Origin of the sequence: Streptomyces sp. NPDC003023 (assembly GCF_042888225.1) — a bacterium.
GTDB lineage: Bacteria > Actinomycetota > Actinomycetes > Streptomycetales > Streptomycetaceae > Streptomyces.
Window position 1 is genome coordinate 432,799 of record NZ_JBIAPL010000003.1, and the last position, 15,693, is coordinate 448,491.

The 15,693-nt window shown below is 72.3% G+C and carries 8 protein-coding genes; 2 read left to right on the plus strand and 6 right to left on the minus strand.

Annotated features, from left to right (window positions below; genetic code table 11):
- Positions 1-507 precede the first annotated feature (507 nt).
- From ACFYV1_RS13740 to ACFYV1_RS13765, 6 genes are all read right to left on the minus strand, one after another.
- Positions 508-2,322 (minus strand): GMC oxidoreductase, encoded by a 1,815-nt coding sequence (locus ACFYV1_RS13740; RefSeq protein ID WP_389395663.1) that lies wholly within the window; start codon positions 2,320-2,322, stop codon positions 508-510.
- A 37-nt stretch (positions 2,323-2,359) separates the two neighbouring features.
- Positions 2,360-3,976 (minus strand): succinic semialdehyde dehydrogenase, encoded by a 1,617-nt coding sequence (locus tag ACFYV1_RS13745; RefSeq protein WP_389395664.1) that lies wholly within the window; start codon positions 3,974-3,976, stop codon positions 2,360-2,362.
- A 111-nt stretch (positions 3,977-4,087) separates the two neighbouring features.
- Positions 4,088-5,752 carry a serine/threonine-protein kinase gene (locus ACFYV1_RS13750; RefSeq protein WP_389395665.1) on the minus strand — a complete coding sequence of 555 codons (1,665 nt, stop codon included), beginning with the start codon at positions 5,750-5,752 and terminating at the stop codon, positions 4,088-4,090.
- Positions 5,753-5,865: 113 nt separating this feature from the next.
- Positions 5,866-8,919, minus strand: coding sequence for a protein kinase (locus tag ACFYV1_RS13755; RefSeq protein ID WP_389395666.1), 3,054 nt, complete (start codon positions 8,917-8,919; stop codon positions 5,866-5,868).
- Between the two features lie 128 nt (positions 8,920-9,047).
- Positions 9,048-11,543, minus strand: a complete 2,496-nt coding sequence (locus tag ACFYV1_RS13760; protein WP_389395667.1) for a protein kinase — start codon at positions 11,541-11,543, stop codon at positions 9,048-9,050.
- Positions 11,544-11,876: 333 nt separating this feature from the next.
- Complete coding sequence (locus tag ACFYV1_RS13765) at positions 11,877-13,583, minus strand: glycerol-3-phosphate dehydrogenase/oxidase (RefSeq protein WP_389395668.1); 1,707 nt, start codon at positions 13,581-13,583, stop codon at positions 11,877-11,879.
- 242 nt (positions 13,584-13,825) lie between these two features.
- Here ACFYV1_RS13765 and ACFYV1_RS13770 point away from each other — a divergent pair, with 242 nt between their 5' ends.
- Positions 13,826-15,049 carry a nucleotide sugar dehydrogenase gene (locus ACFYV1_RS13770; RefSeq protein WP_389395669.1) on the plus strand — a complete coding sequence of 408 codons (1,224 nt, stop codon included), beginning with the start codon at positions 13,826-13,828 and terminating at the stop codon, positions 15,047-15,049.
- Positions 15,050-15,185: 136 nt separating this feature from the next.
- Positions 15,186-15,671, plus strand: coding sequence for a hypothetical protein (locus ACFYV1_RS13775; RefSeq protein WP_389395670.1), 486 nt, complete (start codon positions 15,186-15,188; stop codon positions 15,669-15,671).
- Positions 15,672-15,693 lie beyond the last annotated feature (22 nt).

The following is a 15,693-nucleotide window of genomic DNA, read 5'->3' on the forward strand; positions in this document are numbered from 1 at the left end:
AAACGGTGGGCCCGCCGCGACCCGTGCACCAGAGCAGTACGCAGCAGGTCCCCTCTGCGCAACCACAATTGCCAACGGCCCCGGCCATCCGTGCGCGCCGCGCGTGCGCCGGATCGGCGGCCTCCCGCGACGCGGCGCAACCCCCGGCGCCGCGCCCGGCACCGGTGCTGCCCTGCGTCGGTGCCCAAACCGGCAGGGCCTCGTGGACCACTGTCCGCGGGGCCCTGCCGCGCGTCCGGTGACCGGACACGCGGTATGGCGCAGGTCACATAAAAATTCTGTGAGTCGGCGTGCAACCAATCCCTCTGGTCACAGGTCATTGGTTGCGTAACGACGCCCTCATGTGTTCGCACCCCGCCGTGGTGACACCACCGCGTACCGCGTGACGCTCAGGCCCGTAGAGCCACCAAGGCCGCTGCACTCGGAGGGGGGTGCAGCGGCCTTCGTGTGTGGTGAGGTCGGGGACTGTCGTGCGGATCAGGCGTGATCCGCACGAGAGTCCCTGTGTCACTTCTTCGGCGGGACCGCCGGCATCCCCAGGAACGGCAGCTTCAGAGCACCGAACGCCTCCGCCGGGACCGCCGGGGACTTCGGCGCCACCGGGGACAGCCGCCGGTACTCCACCTCCTGAGCGGGCCGCGGGTCCTCCTCGCCCTTGTTCGGCCAGAACGACATCGCCCGCTCCGCCTGCGCCGTGATCGTCAGCGACGGATTGACGCCCAGGTTCGCCGAGACCGCCGCGCCGTCCACGACCGAGATGCCGGGATGGCCGTACAGCCGGTGGTACGGGTCGATGACGCCGGTCCGAGCGGAGTCACCGATCGGACAGCCGCCGAGGAAGTGCGCCGTGAGCGGGGTCCCCATCAGCTCGCCGATGTTGGAGCCGGGGAAGCCGTTGATCTCCTCCGCGAGCAGCGACGCGGCGCGCGTGGCCTCGGGAATCTGCTCGGGGTTCGGGGCCCCGTGCCCCTGCCGGGCGGTGAGCAGGCCCTTGCCGATGCCCTTCGTCTTGCGGTACGTGGTCAGCGAGTTGTCGAGGGACTGCATGACCAGGCCGATGATGGTCCGCTCCGACCAGCGCCGGTTGGAGAGCGCGCGGACCGCGAGCCAGGGGTGCTTCGCCATGTTTCCGACCCAGCCGGCGACCCGTCCCTTCACCCGGTACGGCACCTGGAGGACGGTCATGCCGCCCATGGCGTTCGAGCCCCGGCCGTAGCGGACCGGCTCGATGTGGGTGTTCTCGTCCGGGTGGATCGAGGAGGTGATGGCGACGCCTCTGGTGAAGTCGACCTTCTCGGCCCCGTGGCGCTTGCGGTAACGCCGGTTGTCGGTCTGGGCGCCGACCAGCGCCTCCGAGTTGGTGCGGGTCAGCTCGCCGAGCCGGGCGGACAGCCGCGGCAGCAGCCCGCCGTCCTTCATCCGGTGCAGCAGCGTCTGCGTGCCGTACGTACCCGCGGCGACGACGACCCGGCGGGCCGTGAACGTACGCCCCTTGCCCCTGCGCCTGTTGTCACTGGGCACCGTCGCCACGGCGAATCCGCCCTGCGAGTCCTCTGTGACGGTGACGACGGAGGTCATCGGGTGGACGACGGCGCCCGCCTTCTCCGCGAGGTACAGGTAGTTCTCGTTGAGGGTGTTCTTCGCGCCGTGCCGGCAGCCCGTCATGCACTCGCCGCACTCGCTGCACGCCTTACGGGCGGGACCGGCCCCACCGAAGTACGGGTCGGCGACCTCCTCGCCCGGCCTGGCCCTCACCGTGCCGTCGGCGTCCTCCCCGTCCCCGAAGAACACTCCGACAGGCGCCATGTGGAAGCTGTCTCCGACACCCATCGCCTCCGCGGTCGCCTTCAGATGGACGTCGGAGGGGGTCATCGTCGGGTTGAGCCGCACGCCGAGCATGCGCCGCGCCTGGTCGTAGTAGGGCTTCAGCTCGTCCTGCCAGTCCGTGATGTCCTTCCACTGCGGGTCGTTGAAGAACGGCGCGGGCGGCACGTAGAGCGTGTTGGCGTAGTTGAGCGAACCGCCGCCGACACCCGCTCCCGCCAGCACCATCACATTGCCGAGCAGATGGATGCGCTGGATCCCGAACAGCCCCAGGGCGGGAGCCCAGAGGTAGTTGCGCAGGTCCCAGGAGTTCTTCGGCAGGGACTCGCGGGTGAAGCGCCGGCCCGCCTCCAGCACGCCGACCCGGTAGCCCTTCTCGGTCAGGCGGAGTGCCGAGACGGAGCCTCCGAAGCCGGAACCCACGACGATCACGTCGTAGTCGTAACGGCCGTCGCCGTCGCCCGCTTCCTGATTTCGGGCAGGGGGTACCTCGGACATGGCTCTCCTCGTCAACGGGCCTGCGGGTGAAGGGGGGTCAGCGAAGGCGCAGTGCCTTCATCGCCTTGAGGCTGATGCTCATGAAGGCCGCGTACTTCTCGTCGTCCATTCCGAACGACGGGGCGAGCGGCAGCAGTCGCTGCTGGGCCACGGTCTGCGCCTCCGTGTACTTGAGGATGCCCTCGGAGCCGTGGCGCCGGCTGAGTCCCGAATCCTTCATGCCGCCCATCGGGGACTGGACGCTGCCGTACGCCGGCGCGTAGCCCTCGTTGATGTTGACGGTGCCGGTCCGGAGCTTCGTGGCGACGGCGTGACCACGCCGGGCGTCCTTGGTCCACACGCTGGAGTTGAGGCCGTACGGAGTGGCGTTGGCCTGGGCGACGACGTCGTCCTCGTCCTTGAAGCGGTAGACGGACACGACCGGGCCGAAGGTCTCCTCCGTGCACACGGCCATCGGCGCCTCGACACCGTCGAGGATGGTGGGCTCGTAGAAGAGGGGGCCGATGTCGGGGCGGGCGACGCCGCCGGCGACGAGCCTGGCGCCCTTGGCGACGGCCTCCTCGACATGGCGGGTGACGGTCTCGAGCTGGCGCTCGCCCACGAGGGAGCCCATGTCGGCGCCGTAGGCCAGCGAGTTGCCCAGCCGCATGGCCTTCGTGCGGGCGGCGAAGCGCTCCACGAACTCGTCCGCGACCGACTCGTGGACGTACAGCCGCTCGATGGAGATGCACAGCTGACCGGCGGAGGAGAAGCAGGCACGGACGGCACCGGCGGCGGCCTTCTCCACGTCGGCGTCGCGCAGCACCAGCATGGCGTTCTTGCCGCCGAGTTCGAGGGACACGCCGACCAGGCGGGCGGCGGCGCCCTGCGCCACCTCGCGGCCGGTGCGGGTGGAGCCGGTGAAGGAGACGTAGTCGGCGTGCTTGACGACCTCGGGCCCGACGACCGGCCCGTCCCCGATGACGACCTGGAAGACTTCCGCGGGCAGGCCCGCCTCGATCAGCAGGTCACGCGCCCACAGGGCGGTCAGCGCCGTCTCCGTGTCGGGCTTCATCACGACGGCGTTCCCGGTGACGAAGGCCGGCAGCGCGTCACCGACGGACAGTTCCAGCGGGTAGTTCCAGGGCGCGATCTGCCCCACGACGCCGCGCGGGTGGCGCAGTTCGGTCGTCTTGGTGAGGACGGGGACCACGCCGGTGTGCCGCTTCGGCTTCAGGTACGAGGGGGCCTTGCGCCCGTAGTGGCGGGCGGCGACGGCGACCGCCTGCACCTCCTCGTGCGCGTGCAGGCGCGCCTTGCCGGTCTCCAGCTGGATGAGGTCGAGGACCTCCGCCTGGCGCTGCAGGACCAGGTCGTGGAAACGGAGCAGGACGGCGGCGCGGGCGCGGACGGGGGTGGCGGCCCAGGCGGCCTGGGCGGCGCGGGCGCGCTCGAAAGCCGTGGCAACGTCCTGCGGGGTGGACTCGGGCAGTTCGGCCAGCTGATCACCGGTGAACGGTGTGTGGTTGGCGGTACGTCCGGATCCGGCGACGCCCTTGGTCAGCCGGGCGACGAGATCGGGGGTCACCACGTCGGCCGCGGTACGCGCGCCGGCGGGCGCGGCGGCTGTCGGGTTGGTGCCGAGGGCGGCCGCGGTGGCCTGCGAGTCCGTCATGGGGGTGAGAGTAGGCGGGGAGCGGCACTTTGGGTACCCGTCGGTAACACCTTTTCACCATGTCCGCACGACCATGCCAGCGATCACTGGCACATAAGTCCTGATCAGGGGCTATCCGGTGCCCGCAGGGCGCCATCCACGCAACATGATGTCGAACTGCTCACGTGTCGTCGTCCAGTCGTCCGCGGGCCCCGACATGTAGAGGGCGTACTCCGTGCCGTCGTCCTCGTAGTACATCTGGTCGATCGCCCGCCTGGGTCCGGGGTGCTCCTTGCTCTCCGTCCAGGTGAACTCCCAGAGCGCGGAGAGGGTCTGGTCCCTGAAGGTGTTGGGGTGCAACTGCAGCCGACGGTATTCCGGCAGCCTCGTCTCGAGGCTCTTCTCCATGTCGAGCATGTGCATGTAGGGGTTCTCGTGGTCGGGCGCGGGATCGACGCTGATGCGGATGCGATGCCGGCCGTTGTCCGGCGTGTAGTCGATCTGGTTGCCGTCCGTCTGACGCCGCCAGTCGTCGGGCACCCAGAGACTGAAGCCCTCGGGGTCCTCGACCCGTCGCCAGCCCTGCGGAACGCCCGACGGGTCCGGCTTCCCGGTCTCATCGGCGCCGTCGGGCTCCTGCGCGGACCGCGCGCCGCCGCCGCGTCCGTCGTCCTTCAGGTACTGCGTCACGAGACCGGCGCCGCCTCCGAGTAGGGCCGCCGCGAGAACGGCGACCAGGACCGTGCGTACGCGGCGGCCTCGGCGGCGCGCGTCGGGCGAGGGCATGGGGCTTCCCCCGCCTCCCGTGCTTCCCGCAGGTCCAGGACCACCGGCCCCGCCGGCTGCGTCGGCCGTGGCCGTGGCCGTCATGTGCGTCGTGCTCGCCGCGCGGTCACCGGGCCCGGAGGCCGGCAGCGGCAGCCGCCGCGTCGGCACCTGGTTCCCGCCGCCTGCAGCGGGCCCACGCCCCTCCATGGCCTCGGTCAGCATCCGTTCCGCCTCCGCGGCAGAGGGCCGCGCCGCCGGATCCTTGCGCAGCAGCTCGAGGATGACCGGCCCGAGCCGTCCGGCCAGCACCGGGGCGGGCGGCTCCTCGTCGACCACGGCCTGCATGGTCGACAGCGGCGACGAGCGCCGGAACGGCGACCGGCCCTCCACCGCCGTGTACAGCGTCGCGCCAAGCGACCACAGGTCGGACGCGGGACCGGGGTCATGGCCTCTGACCCGCTCCGGCGCGAGATAGTCGATCGAACCGACGATCTCGCCGGTCCTGGTGATCGTCGAGTCACCCTCGATGGCCGCGATCCCGAAGTCCGTGATCAGCGCCCTGCCGTCGCCGTTGAGCAGCACATTGGCCGGCTTGATGTCACGGTGCAGGACCCCGGCGGCGTGCGCGGCACCGAGCGCCCGCAGTACGTGCAGCCCGATCCGGGCCGCCTCCTTCTCGTCGATGCGCCCGGGTTCCTTGGCGGCGTCCGCGAGCGAGGGACCGTCGACGTACTGCATGACGATCCAGGGACGTGCGTCGTGCTCGAGCACGTCGTGGACGGTGACGACACCGGGGTGGCTGATGCGCGCGGCGGCGCGGGCCTCGTTCTGGGTGCGGGCGTGCAGGACCGCCCGGTCGGCCTCCGACACGTACAGCCCTGCCGTCAACTCCTTGACGGCGACCACTCTGTGCAACACCTCGTCATGAGCGCGCCACACCTTGCCCATGCCGCCACGGCCGATGGCCTCGCCCAGCCGGTAACGTCCGGCGAGCAGGAGACCGCTGCCCGTGCTGTGAGTCTGATCCACGTACCCCGCCCCGTTCCTTGGAATGACAGGTTACGGAGGGGATGTACGACCACGGAACCTCGGATGCCTCAAGTGACCGCACTGTGATGCGCGTTGCGTGCGCGGGTGCGCACTCAGCGGGTGGCGCGGTAACTGGCCGTGGCCTGATCGAAGATCTCGGTCACTTTGTCACGCTGTGTTTCCGGGCCGATCACCTGGACCACGTGATAGACGCCTTCGACGGGCAGCGCGAGGTTGCGCACGTACACCTCGCGTCCATTGCTGTCCTGCCAGGTGAACTGCCCCTCCGCCATGGTCCGTCCGCCAACCTCGATGCGGCGCAGACCGCTCGCACTGGCCCAGGACGAGTCACGGAAGGGCTGGAGCTCCGGCTCCTTGTCCCGCTGATAGACCATCGGATCGTCACCGCCCGCCTGCACGGTGTCCCGGCCCGGTACGACGATGAGGGTGAAGTCGCCGCCGGTGTAGCGGACTTGGCCGGCATCGTTGATCGGCCGTCGCTGCCAGCCCTTGTCGACGGCGATCTGGAAGCCCTCCGGGTCGTTCCGGAGCACGTATCCCTCCGGCAGGTCACCGGCCGGGGCGGAGGTCTGCGGCTGCTGGGACCCGGGCGTACCGGAGGCGGAGGGGGCCGTGCCGTCCTCACCGCCCGTACGGCCCGGACTCGGTCCACCCGCCGACGGCCGCGCGCCGGTGTTCCCGCCCTGCTGCGACCGCTGTTGCTCGTCGGCCCCGGGCATGAACATCACCGCGTAGGTGATGGCGGCCACCAGGGCGAGCAGGATCAGCAGCAGGAGCGTACGGCCGAGCGCGCGCGGCCCGCGTCCCGTGCTCTTGTACGACTGCCGGTACGCCGTGTCGCGCGGCGGCACCTCGTACGGCTCCTCGTACGCCCGCCTGGGCGGGGCGGCTTCGGCACGGACACGGTCCCGGCTCCGCTCCCGTCCCTTGGGCCTCTTGTGGCGGTGGCGGCCGTGAGCCACGTCGGCCGCGACCGCCCGGCGCCTGCGGACGAGCTCGCCCCGGCGGCGCACGATCGGGAGCCGTGAGGCGTCGACCGCGCCGGCCGGCAGCGGGACGACGTCCGTACCTGCCTCCGGCTCGGGCGCCGACCTCACGAGGGAACGCAGCCAGCCGCGCAGTTCCTCGAAGTCCGGTCGTTCCGTGGGGTCCTGGCGCAGCAACGACTCGACGACCGGCCGCAGCGGGCCGCACTCCTCGGCGAAGGCGGGCGGCTCCGCGCACACCAGCTGGACGAGTTCGGCGGCGCTCTCCTCCGGGTAGGGCGCATGGCCCTGCACGGCGCGGTAGAGCAGCGCCCCCAGCGCCCACAGATCGGTCGACGGGCCGACGGGAGCGGCCAGCTGCCAGTTCTCGTGGACCGGCCCGGCCTGCTCCGGAGCCCACCGCTCGGTGACGGCACCGACGACCGCGATCCGCGCCTGGCGCGCGCGCTCGGCCGCCAGCGGCGTGGCCGGACCCCGGTACGCGTCGCCGCCGACGACGACGGCGTCGTCCCAGCCGGCCGCCGGCTTCGCGCCTGCCGCCGGTACCGGACTGCGCCGGGCGTCGGCACGCAGGGCGTCGCCGCCGCGGTGCCAACTGCCTCCGGCGGCGCTCTCGGTGCGTGCCGGGGGGAGGGCGGGGCGCTGCCCGCCGTACGACCGGTTCCCGGCGCCGCCGGGCGTGCCCGCGCCGGCCGGACCGCTGTCCGCACGGGCGGCGGGCAGGGCGGGCGGCTCCCGGCGCACACCGTAGGGGTCGTCACGGTACGGGTCGTGGCCGCGCGCACCGGGCAGCGCGGGACGGGGGGCCGTGGCACCGAATCCGCCGCCGCCCGCGGGCAGGGAACCGGGGCCCTCACGGCCGGTGAACGGCGCGTCGTGCCAGGTGCCCGCCAGCCGGAGCGGCTCGGGGCGGTCCGGCCCCCGGCCGGACCCGTGGTCCGACTCGTGGCCCGACCCGTGGCCGCGGTCCCGTCCGCCGTCGCCGTCGTACGGGTCGGCGCCGTACGGGTCGGCGCCGTACGGGTCGTCGTCGTACCGGCCGTCGTCGTACCGGCCCTCCGTGTGCGGATCGCCGCCCTGCTGGAGACCGCCGTACGGGATCTCGTGGCCGGTGTCGTCGGCGTCGTACGGCGGGCCGTCGAGACCCAGGTCGTCGAAGTCCGCGTCGTCGTCCTCGTCACGGGCCCCGAGGCCCAGCAGGCCCCGGCGCCCCTCCTCGGGACGGCGGGCCCACCAGTCGGGGTCCAGACCGCTGCGCTCCGGGCGGTCACCGACACCGGCGTCCTCGCCGTGTGCCCGGTCCTCGCCCGTCCGCGCCCCGGCACGCGCCCCGGCGCGGTACGCCGCGATCGCTCCCGCGCGGGCGGCGCGCACGTCAGGCACGCCGGTGGACGGTCCGCTCTGCCGGGGCAGTCCGGTGCGGCCGGTCGCGTACTCGTCGAACTGCTGCTCGGCAGCGGGCCCCTGTCCCGGCCCGCGACTGCCGTCGGACCAGCGGCCGTCGTCCCGTCCGGTCCCGTCCTCTTCGTCGTCCTCCGCCTCGGGCTCCGGCACGGTCGCGTATCCGCACAGTGCCTCCTCCGCCGCTCCCGACGCCAGCCCGGTCAGCACCACCCGCCCGTCCTCGCAGACCAGCACCGTGCGCACGGTGATGTTGCGGTGGGTCCAGCCGTGGGCGTGCAGGACGCGCAGGGCGGTCAGCACGTCGGACGCGATCTCGGCGGCCCGGTAGGGGCTGAGCGGCTTCTCCGCGAGCATTGCCGCCAGCGGCCGGGCCTCGACCCGCTCGCTGACTATCCACAGCGAGCCGTCCTCCGCGAAGACGTCGAAGACCTGGTCCAGCCGCGGGTGGTCGGGGATCCGCGCGGCCGCCTGGGCCGCCTCGACGGCGCGCAGCACGGCCGGATCCGAGGGCCGCCGCGTCGTGCCGCCCCTGCCGGCCCGGCCGCCCTGGGCCCGTGTCGGCACCGCCGCCCCGGCGAGCCCGTCCGCGTCGAGCACCTCTGCGTCCACGACCTCGGGCAACGGGACCTGCCGTATGAGGACTTCGTGCCCGCTGTAGGTGTCGAACGCCCGGGTCTCCGCGAACTCGCACTCCTCGGAGGGCGGCAAGGGCAGGCGGTAGCGGTCGGCGAGCACCCTTCCCGCATAGTCGTCCACGACGCCTCCCCACCAGCGCGCTGTTCCCGGTCGGAACCGGAACAACGCACGAAGCCGTCAATTCCGGTCGCTCAGCGGCCCCTTGTGGCTGCGTACCGTCCGCGACCTCTCACGATACGTGCCCTCGGTCAGTCCTTGGGGCTGAACGTGGCGAACGCCGTCTCACGCAGGGTCCGGCAGGCGTCGCCGTCCCATTCGCCCACCCGGCATGTGATCATGATCGAGTAGCCGCGCTTCGCGTCGACCTTGAAGCCCCTGTTGAGGACACGTACCCGCCGGCCGTCCTCTTTGCGCTCGAACTGCCAGTCCGCGACGGTCGGGTAGCCGTTGTAGCCGACCGTCCTTATGCCGAGGTGCTTGTAGCCGTTGCTCGTGGCACGCACACCGAGGACCGCCGCGGACCATGCTGCCGCGGCGTCGTCCTTCGGGCTGTCGTTGAAGTCGACCTGGACGCGGGGCGTTCCACCGTCGACGCTGAACTTCCCGCCCGAGTTCTGCCCGGCGACACCCGTCAGCCTGAAGGCCTTGGGCATGGCCATGGTGAAGTGCCAGCGGTCGTTGGAGACCATCACGTATCCGGCAGGCAGCTCGACCCCGCCGACCGAACCGTCACCGCCGGTGTCACCCGACGGCTGACCGTCCGGACTGCCGGTGCCTGCGCCCTGGTCGCCCTTGCCCTCGTCCTTGCCGGTGCCCGCTCCGCTGTCCGGACTGGCGTCGCTGCCCGTACCGGCGGAGCTCTCGTCCTCCCCGGTACCGGCGGAGGCGGAGGTGTCGCCCTTGGCCTTGCCCTTGTTCCCCGGGTCCTCGTCACCGCCGAGGGCGAAGACGAGCACGGTGGACAGCACGGCGAGCACCGCGACGACGGCGATGACCACCAGCGTCCGGCGGGGCACCACATCGGTGAGGGGTGCGCGCACCGGCACGGGCCGCCGAGCAGGCGCGTCCGGCGCGGGCGCCGGCTTCGACTCCGTCTTCGCGGCGGCCGCGGCCGCGTTGCGCACGGACCGCAGGGCGCTGCGCAGCCGGTCGGCGCTCGGGTCCTTCGGCCTGGCCTCCGGCCTCGGCGGAACCTCCGGAGGCACGGGGGGCAGCAGTATGGCGCGGGTCGCCTCCGGCGACGGCTCGGGCTCCACGGGACGCTCCGGCACCTCCGGCGCGTTCACCACCCGGGTGAGCAGAGCGCGGGCGCCTGCGTCGTCCAGCCGCTGAGCCGGGTCCTTGGCGAGCAGACCGTAGATGACCTCCTCCAGCCCGCCCGCGTTCTTGGGCGGGTCGAGCGGCTCGGTCATCACGGCGGTCAGGGTCGCGATCGCGGACCCCTTGTCGTACGGCGGGCACCCCTCGACGCTCGCGTAGAGCAGGCCGCCGAGCGACCAGAGGTCCGCGGCGGGGCCGGGCTTGTGGCCGCGGGCACGCTCGGGCGAGATGTACGAGGGTGCGCCGACGAGCATGCCGGTCGACGTGATCGACGGGTCGCCCTCGACCTGCGCGATGCCGAAGTCGGTGAGCACGACGCGGTCGTCGCGGCCGATGAGCACGTTGGACGGCTTCACGTCGCGGTGCAGGATGCCCTCGCGGTGCGCGGAGCGCAGCACGTCGAGGATCGCCAGGCCGACCTCCGCGGCCCTGCGCGGTGTGAGCGTGCCGTCCTCCCTGATGACCTCTGCCAGGGACTTGCCCTCGACGAGCTCCATCACGATCCACGGGCGGTCGTCCTCGTCGACGACGTCGTAGACGGTCACGGCACTGTTGTTGCGGATGCGGGCGATCGCCTTCGCCTCGCGCAGGGTGCGCGTGATGAGCCGGCGCTTCTCGTCGTCGTCGATGCTGTTGGGGAAGCGCAGTTCCTTGACGGCGACAGTGCGGCCGAGGGTCTCGTCGACCGCGCGCCACACCGTGCCCATGCCGCCTCGGCCGAGGACGCCGCCGAGACGGTAGCGCCCGGCGAGCAGCCGTCCCTCGGTGTCCGTGGCGCCGCGGCCCTTGGCCTCCGGGCGTCCGGCGCGGACCGGCGGCTGGTCCACCGGGCCGGCCTTCGCCGCGGCGCCTCGGCCGTCGGCGGGCTTGGCACCGGTCACCGCGGCCGGCTTGCCCGCGGCGCCTCCGGTCGTCGCCACCGCGGCAGCCTCCGCGCCCGGTCCGGTGGCACCGGCCGGGGCGGTGTCCTCGACCGGGCTGACCACGTCATCCGCCGTGCCGGAGACCGGTGTGCCGGCGACCGGTGTGCCGGCGACCGGTGTACGCGGGGAGGGCACCTTGTCGACCGGTGCCGAGGCGGCCCCGGCGCTGCGCACCCCGCTGTCCTGAGCACCCGTCACCAGCGCGTCGGCAGGACGGCCTTCCCCGGCACCTGCGGCAGGGCTCCCGTCGTCGCCCGCACCGGCACCGACGGAGCCGCCGGCCCCGTCGCCGCCACGCGGCGCGTCCGGCACGCCGGACTCCAGGGACCGCGCACTCCTGGCACCCGTGGCATCCGCACCGGTCACGGCGTCCGTGCCCTCGCGCACCGCCTTCGGGGCCGCTGCCGTCCCCGAGGCCGCCGGACCCGAGGCGGAACCGGCGTCCGTACCGGTGGAACCGGCCCCCCGCAGGGGCTCCCGCGACTGCTCAGCCTCCGACATGAGTCCCCTCTGCGATCCCTGATCTTCGCCCGCGCCTGACGCTTCTCGCGCGATGCGGTAACCCGCCCTGGCAGAGCGCCCATTGTCCCTCACCCCGGGACCGGCACGTCGTCCGGGTCCAGCATGCGGCGCGCCGGGCACACTTGGGACGCCCCGCCCAGCATGCCGTCACGCACCGTCGGGCCCACCCCTATGACAGTCGGCGGGCCGCCGCGGTTCCCGGTACACCCGCCCGGATCCGGTTTCCGCCGGGTCGGGGTCCGACGGAGACCGGGCCGGTCACCGCCCGCGAGGGAAACTCAGGGCCCGCGGGCAGAGCCGGCGGCGTGTGGGTCAGAGCGGCACGATCTCGGGTGCCCCCAGCCGCGCCGCGTCCGCCGTCAGGTCGTCCGGCTGCCGCTGCGACTCGCGCTCCGCCTCGACCCGCTTCTCGTAGTGCTCGACCTCCTTCTCGATCTGGGCCTTCTCCCAGCCCAGCACCGGAGCCATCAACTCGGCGCACTCACGGGCGCTGCGCGTCCCCCGGTCGAACGTCTCGATCGAGATGCGGGTGCGCCGTGTCAGTACGTCGTCCAGGTGGCGGGCTCCCTCGTGGGACGCGGCGTAGACGATCTCGGCCCGCAGATAGTCGTCGGCGCCGCCGATGGGATCTCCGAGCGTCGGGTTCTCCGCGATGAGGGCGAGCAGTTCCTCGGTCAGCGCCCCGTAACGGTTCAACAGGTGCTCGACGCGCACGACATGCAGTCCCGTACGCGCGGCGATCCGCGCTCTCGCGTTCCACAGGGCGCGGTACCCCTCCGCGCCGAGCAGGGGCGTGTCCTCCGTGACGCATGCGGCGACCCGCTGGTCGAGACCGTGCACCGCGGCGTCCACCGCGTCCTTCGCCATCACCCGGTACGTCGTGTACTTGCCTCCCGCCACGACCACGAGGCCGGGCACGGGGTGCGCCACGGTGTGCTCGCGCGAGAGTTTGCTGGTGGCGTCCGACTCGCCGGCGAGCAGTGGCCGCAGTCCCGCGTACACCCCTTGGACGTCGTCCCGGGTGAGCGGGACGGCCAGCACCGAATTGACGTGCTCCAGCAGGTAGTCGATGTCGGCGCTGGAGGCGGCCGGATGCGCCTTGTCCAGGTCCCAGCCGGTGTCGGTGGTGCCGACGATCCAGTGCCGGCCCCAGGGGATGACGAACAGCACCGACTTCTCCGTCCGCAGGATCAGACCGGTGGTGGAGTGGATGCGGTCCTTCGGCACCACCAGGTGGATGCCCTTGGAGGCCCGTACATGGAACTGGCCGCGCTCCCCGATCAGCGCCTGGGTGTCGTCCGTCCACACCCCGGTGGCGTTGACGATCTGACGGGCGCGGATCTCGTACTCGCCGCCGGCCTCGACATCGAGCACCCGGGCCCCGACGACCCGTTCACCCTCCCGCAGGAAGCCGACCACCCTCGCCCGGCTGGCGACCTGGGCGCCGTAGCTCGCCGCGGTGCGCACCAGTGTCGTCACAAAGCGGGCGTCGTCCATCTGGGCGTCGTAGTACTGCAGGGCGCCGACCAAGGCGTCCTTCTTCAGCGCGGGCGCGACCCGCAGTGCGCGCCGGCGGGACAGGTGCCGGTGGACCGGCAGCCCGCGGCCGTGGCCGGAGGACACCGACATCGCGTCGTACAACGCGACGCCCGAGCCCGCGTACAGCCGCTCCCAGCCCTTGTGCTGGAGCGGATAGAGGAACGGCACAGGCTTCACCAGGTGCGGGGCCAGCCGCTCCAGGAGCAGCCCACGCTCCTTGAGCGCCTCTCTGACCAGGGCGAAGTCGAGCATCTCCAGATAGCGCAGGCCACCGTGGATCAGCTTGCTCGACCGGCTCGAGGTGCCCGACGCCCAGTCGCGCGCCTCCACGAGACCCGTCGACAGCCCTCGCGTCGCGGCGTCGAGCACGGTGCCGGCCCCGACCACGCCGGCGCCCACCACCAGCACATCCAGCTCGCGCTCGGCCATCCCGGCGAGCGCTTCAGCGCGCTCCGCGGGTCCCAGTGTCGCTGTCCTCACTGTTGCCTCCCGTCGCCCCCGTGCGATTCCTGCGGTCGGTCTCAGAACGTCGAACTCACACGTCGATTCTGTCCGCAGTCGCCGACTTCAGCCACCGCCTGTGGATAACACTCGGACAGCCAGAAGCCCACAATCCGACAGAACGGTCATATTTACGCCTAGTCTGACATTGCGCCCGCCCGTTCTGCCCACAGGGCTTGCGCCCACTGTCCCCATCGGCTACGGGAAGGACGGCCACAGCCATGCCCGCAGATCTCGCCGTCATCGGACTCGGCCACCTCGGTCTGCCGCTCGCCCAGGCCGCCGTGGCCTCAGGCATCGAAACCATCGGCTACGACCCCGACCCACGCCAGCTCTCCGAACCCGCCGCGGGAGTGACCCCCGCCGACATTCGGCGCATGCTCTCCAGCGGCTTCCGCAACGTCACAGACCCGGCCGAACTCGGCCGCGTACGCACCGCCGTGATCTGCGCACCCACCCCGGTGGGCGCGGACGGCACCCTGGACCTGGCGCCCCTCGCCGACGCCGCACGGGCCCTCGCGTCCCGGCTGCGGCCCCACACCACCGTGCTGCTCGAGTCGGCGGTCGAGCCCGGCACCACGGAGACCTTCCTCCGCCCGCTCCTCGAAGAGGGCTCGGGACTGCGCGCCGGCCGGGACTTCCACCTCGCCTACTCCCCCAGCCGAACCGACCCCGGCCGCCGTACGCACGGATACGCCAACACGCCGAAGGTCATCGGAGGTCTCACGCCCGCCTGCACCGAGTCCGCCGCCGCCTTCTACGCCCGTCTGACCGACAAGGTGGTCCGCGCCCGCGGTCTGCGCGAGGCCGAGACCGTCAAGGTCCTCGAGACGAACTTCCGGCACGTCAACATCGCCCTGGTCAACGAGATGTCGGTGCTCTGCCACGACCTCGGCGTCGACCTGTGGGACGTCATCCGCTGCGCGGAGACCAAGCCGTTCGGCTTCCAGGCCTTCCGTCCGGGCCCCGGCGTCGGCGGCCACGGCGTACCCCTCGACCCCGGCCACGCCGCCGGCCGCCCTCTGCGGATGGTCGGCCTCGCCCAGGAGATCAACGCCCGGATGCCGCAGTACGTGGTCCGCCGCTGCGCCACCCTCCTCAACGAGCACGGCAAGTCGGCCCGCGGCGCCCGCGTCCTTCTCCTCGGCGTCACCTACAAACCCGACCTCGCCGATCCGCAGGGCTCCACGGCCACCGAGATCGCCCGCCGTCTGATGGGGCTCGGCGCGTCCGTGAGCTACCACGACCCTTATGTCCACGACTGGCGCGTGGGTGAACTCCCCGTCCCGCGCGCCGACTCCCTGTACGAGGCGGCCGCCGCCGCGGACCTCACCGTGCTCGTGCAGAACCACCGCACCTACGACCTCCAGGGGCTGGCCGTGAAGGCCCAACTCCTGCTGGACACAAGGGGAGCGACACCGGCCGGCGCGGCACACCGTCTCTGACGTTCATCCGGCGTCCGTACACCGCCCTTACAACGGTCATATAACCGAATGTCGCTCCGCCGGACTGGGCTGCTAGTGTCCGGGACCGCCGCTCGCACGATCGTGCGACGCGATCGATCCCAGGGGGAGTTCCGCCATGAGTCAGCCCGTCCCGCCGTCGTCCGGCAACCCGTTCGCCGGTGGCGACCAGTACGCACCCGCCCCGCCGCCGGCCCCGGTGCGCAACAACCTGGGACTCGGCATCGTCGTCGCCGTCGTCACCGCCCTGGTGACCGCCGGCGTCTACGGCGCGATCGCCGGGGCCATCGAGGCCGAGATCGGTTACGCGGCCGTCGGTGTCGGCTTCCTGATCGGTTTCGCCGCCGCCAAGGTCGGCGGCCCCAACCCGGTCCTGGCCGTTCTGAGCGCCCTGCTCGGCGTCGGCGCCGTGTACCTGGGCCAGCTGGTCGGTATCGCGATGATCGGCGCGGAGGAGCTGGGCCTGTCCTTCACGGACCTGTTCATCGACCAGTTCAGCCTGATCACGCAGGCGTGGAAGGAGTCCGCGGACGGCATGACGTACGTCTTCCTCGCCATCGCAGCGGTCACCGCTTTCGGCGGCGCCAAGAAGGCCAACGCCTGACGGTCGCGGCACACATGGGGAA

Coding starts and splice junctions, on each gene's coding strand:
- ACFYV1_RS13740 (WP_389395663.1), bottom strand. CDS start 2,322: ATGTCCGAGGTACCCCCTGCCCGAAATCAGGAAGCGGGCGACGGCGAC.
- ACFYV1_RS13745 (WP_389395664.1), bottom strand. CDS start 3,976: ATGACGGACTCGCAGGCCACCGCGGCCGCCCTCGGCACCAACCCGACA.
- ACFYV1_RS13760 (WP_389395667.1), bottom strand. CDS start 11,543: ATGTCGGAGGCTGAGCAGTCGCGGGAGCCCCTGCGGGGGGCCGGTTCC.
- ACFYV1_RS13770 (WP_389395669.1), top strand. CDS start 13,826: ATGCCCGCAGATCTCGCCGTCATCGGACTCGGCCACCTCGGTCTGCCG.
- ACFYV1_RS13775 (WP_389395670.1), top strand. CDS start 15,186: ATGAGTCAGCCCGTCCCGCCGTCGTCCGGCAACCCGTTCGCCGGTGGC.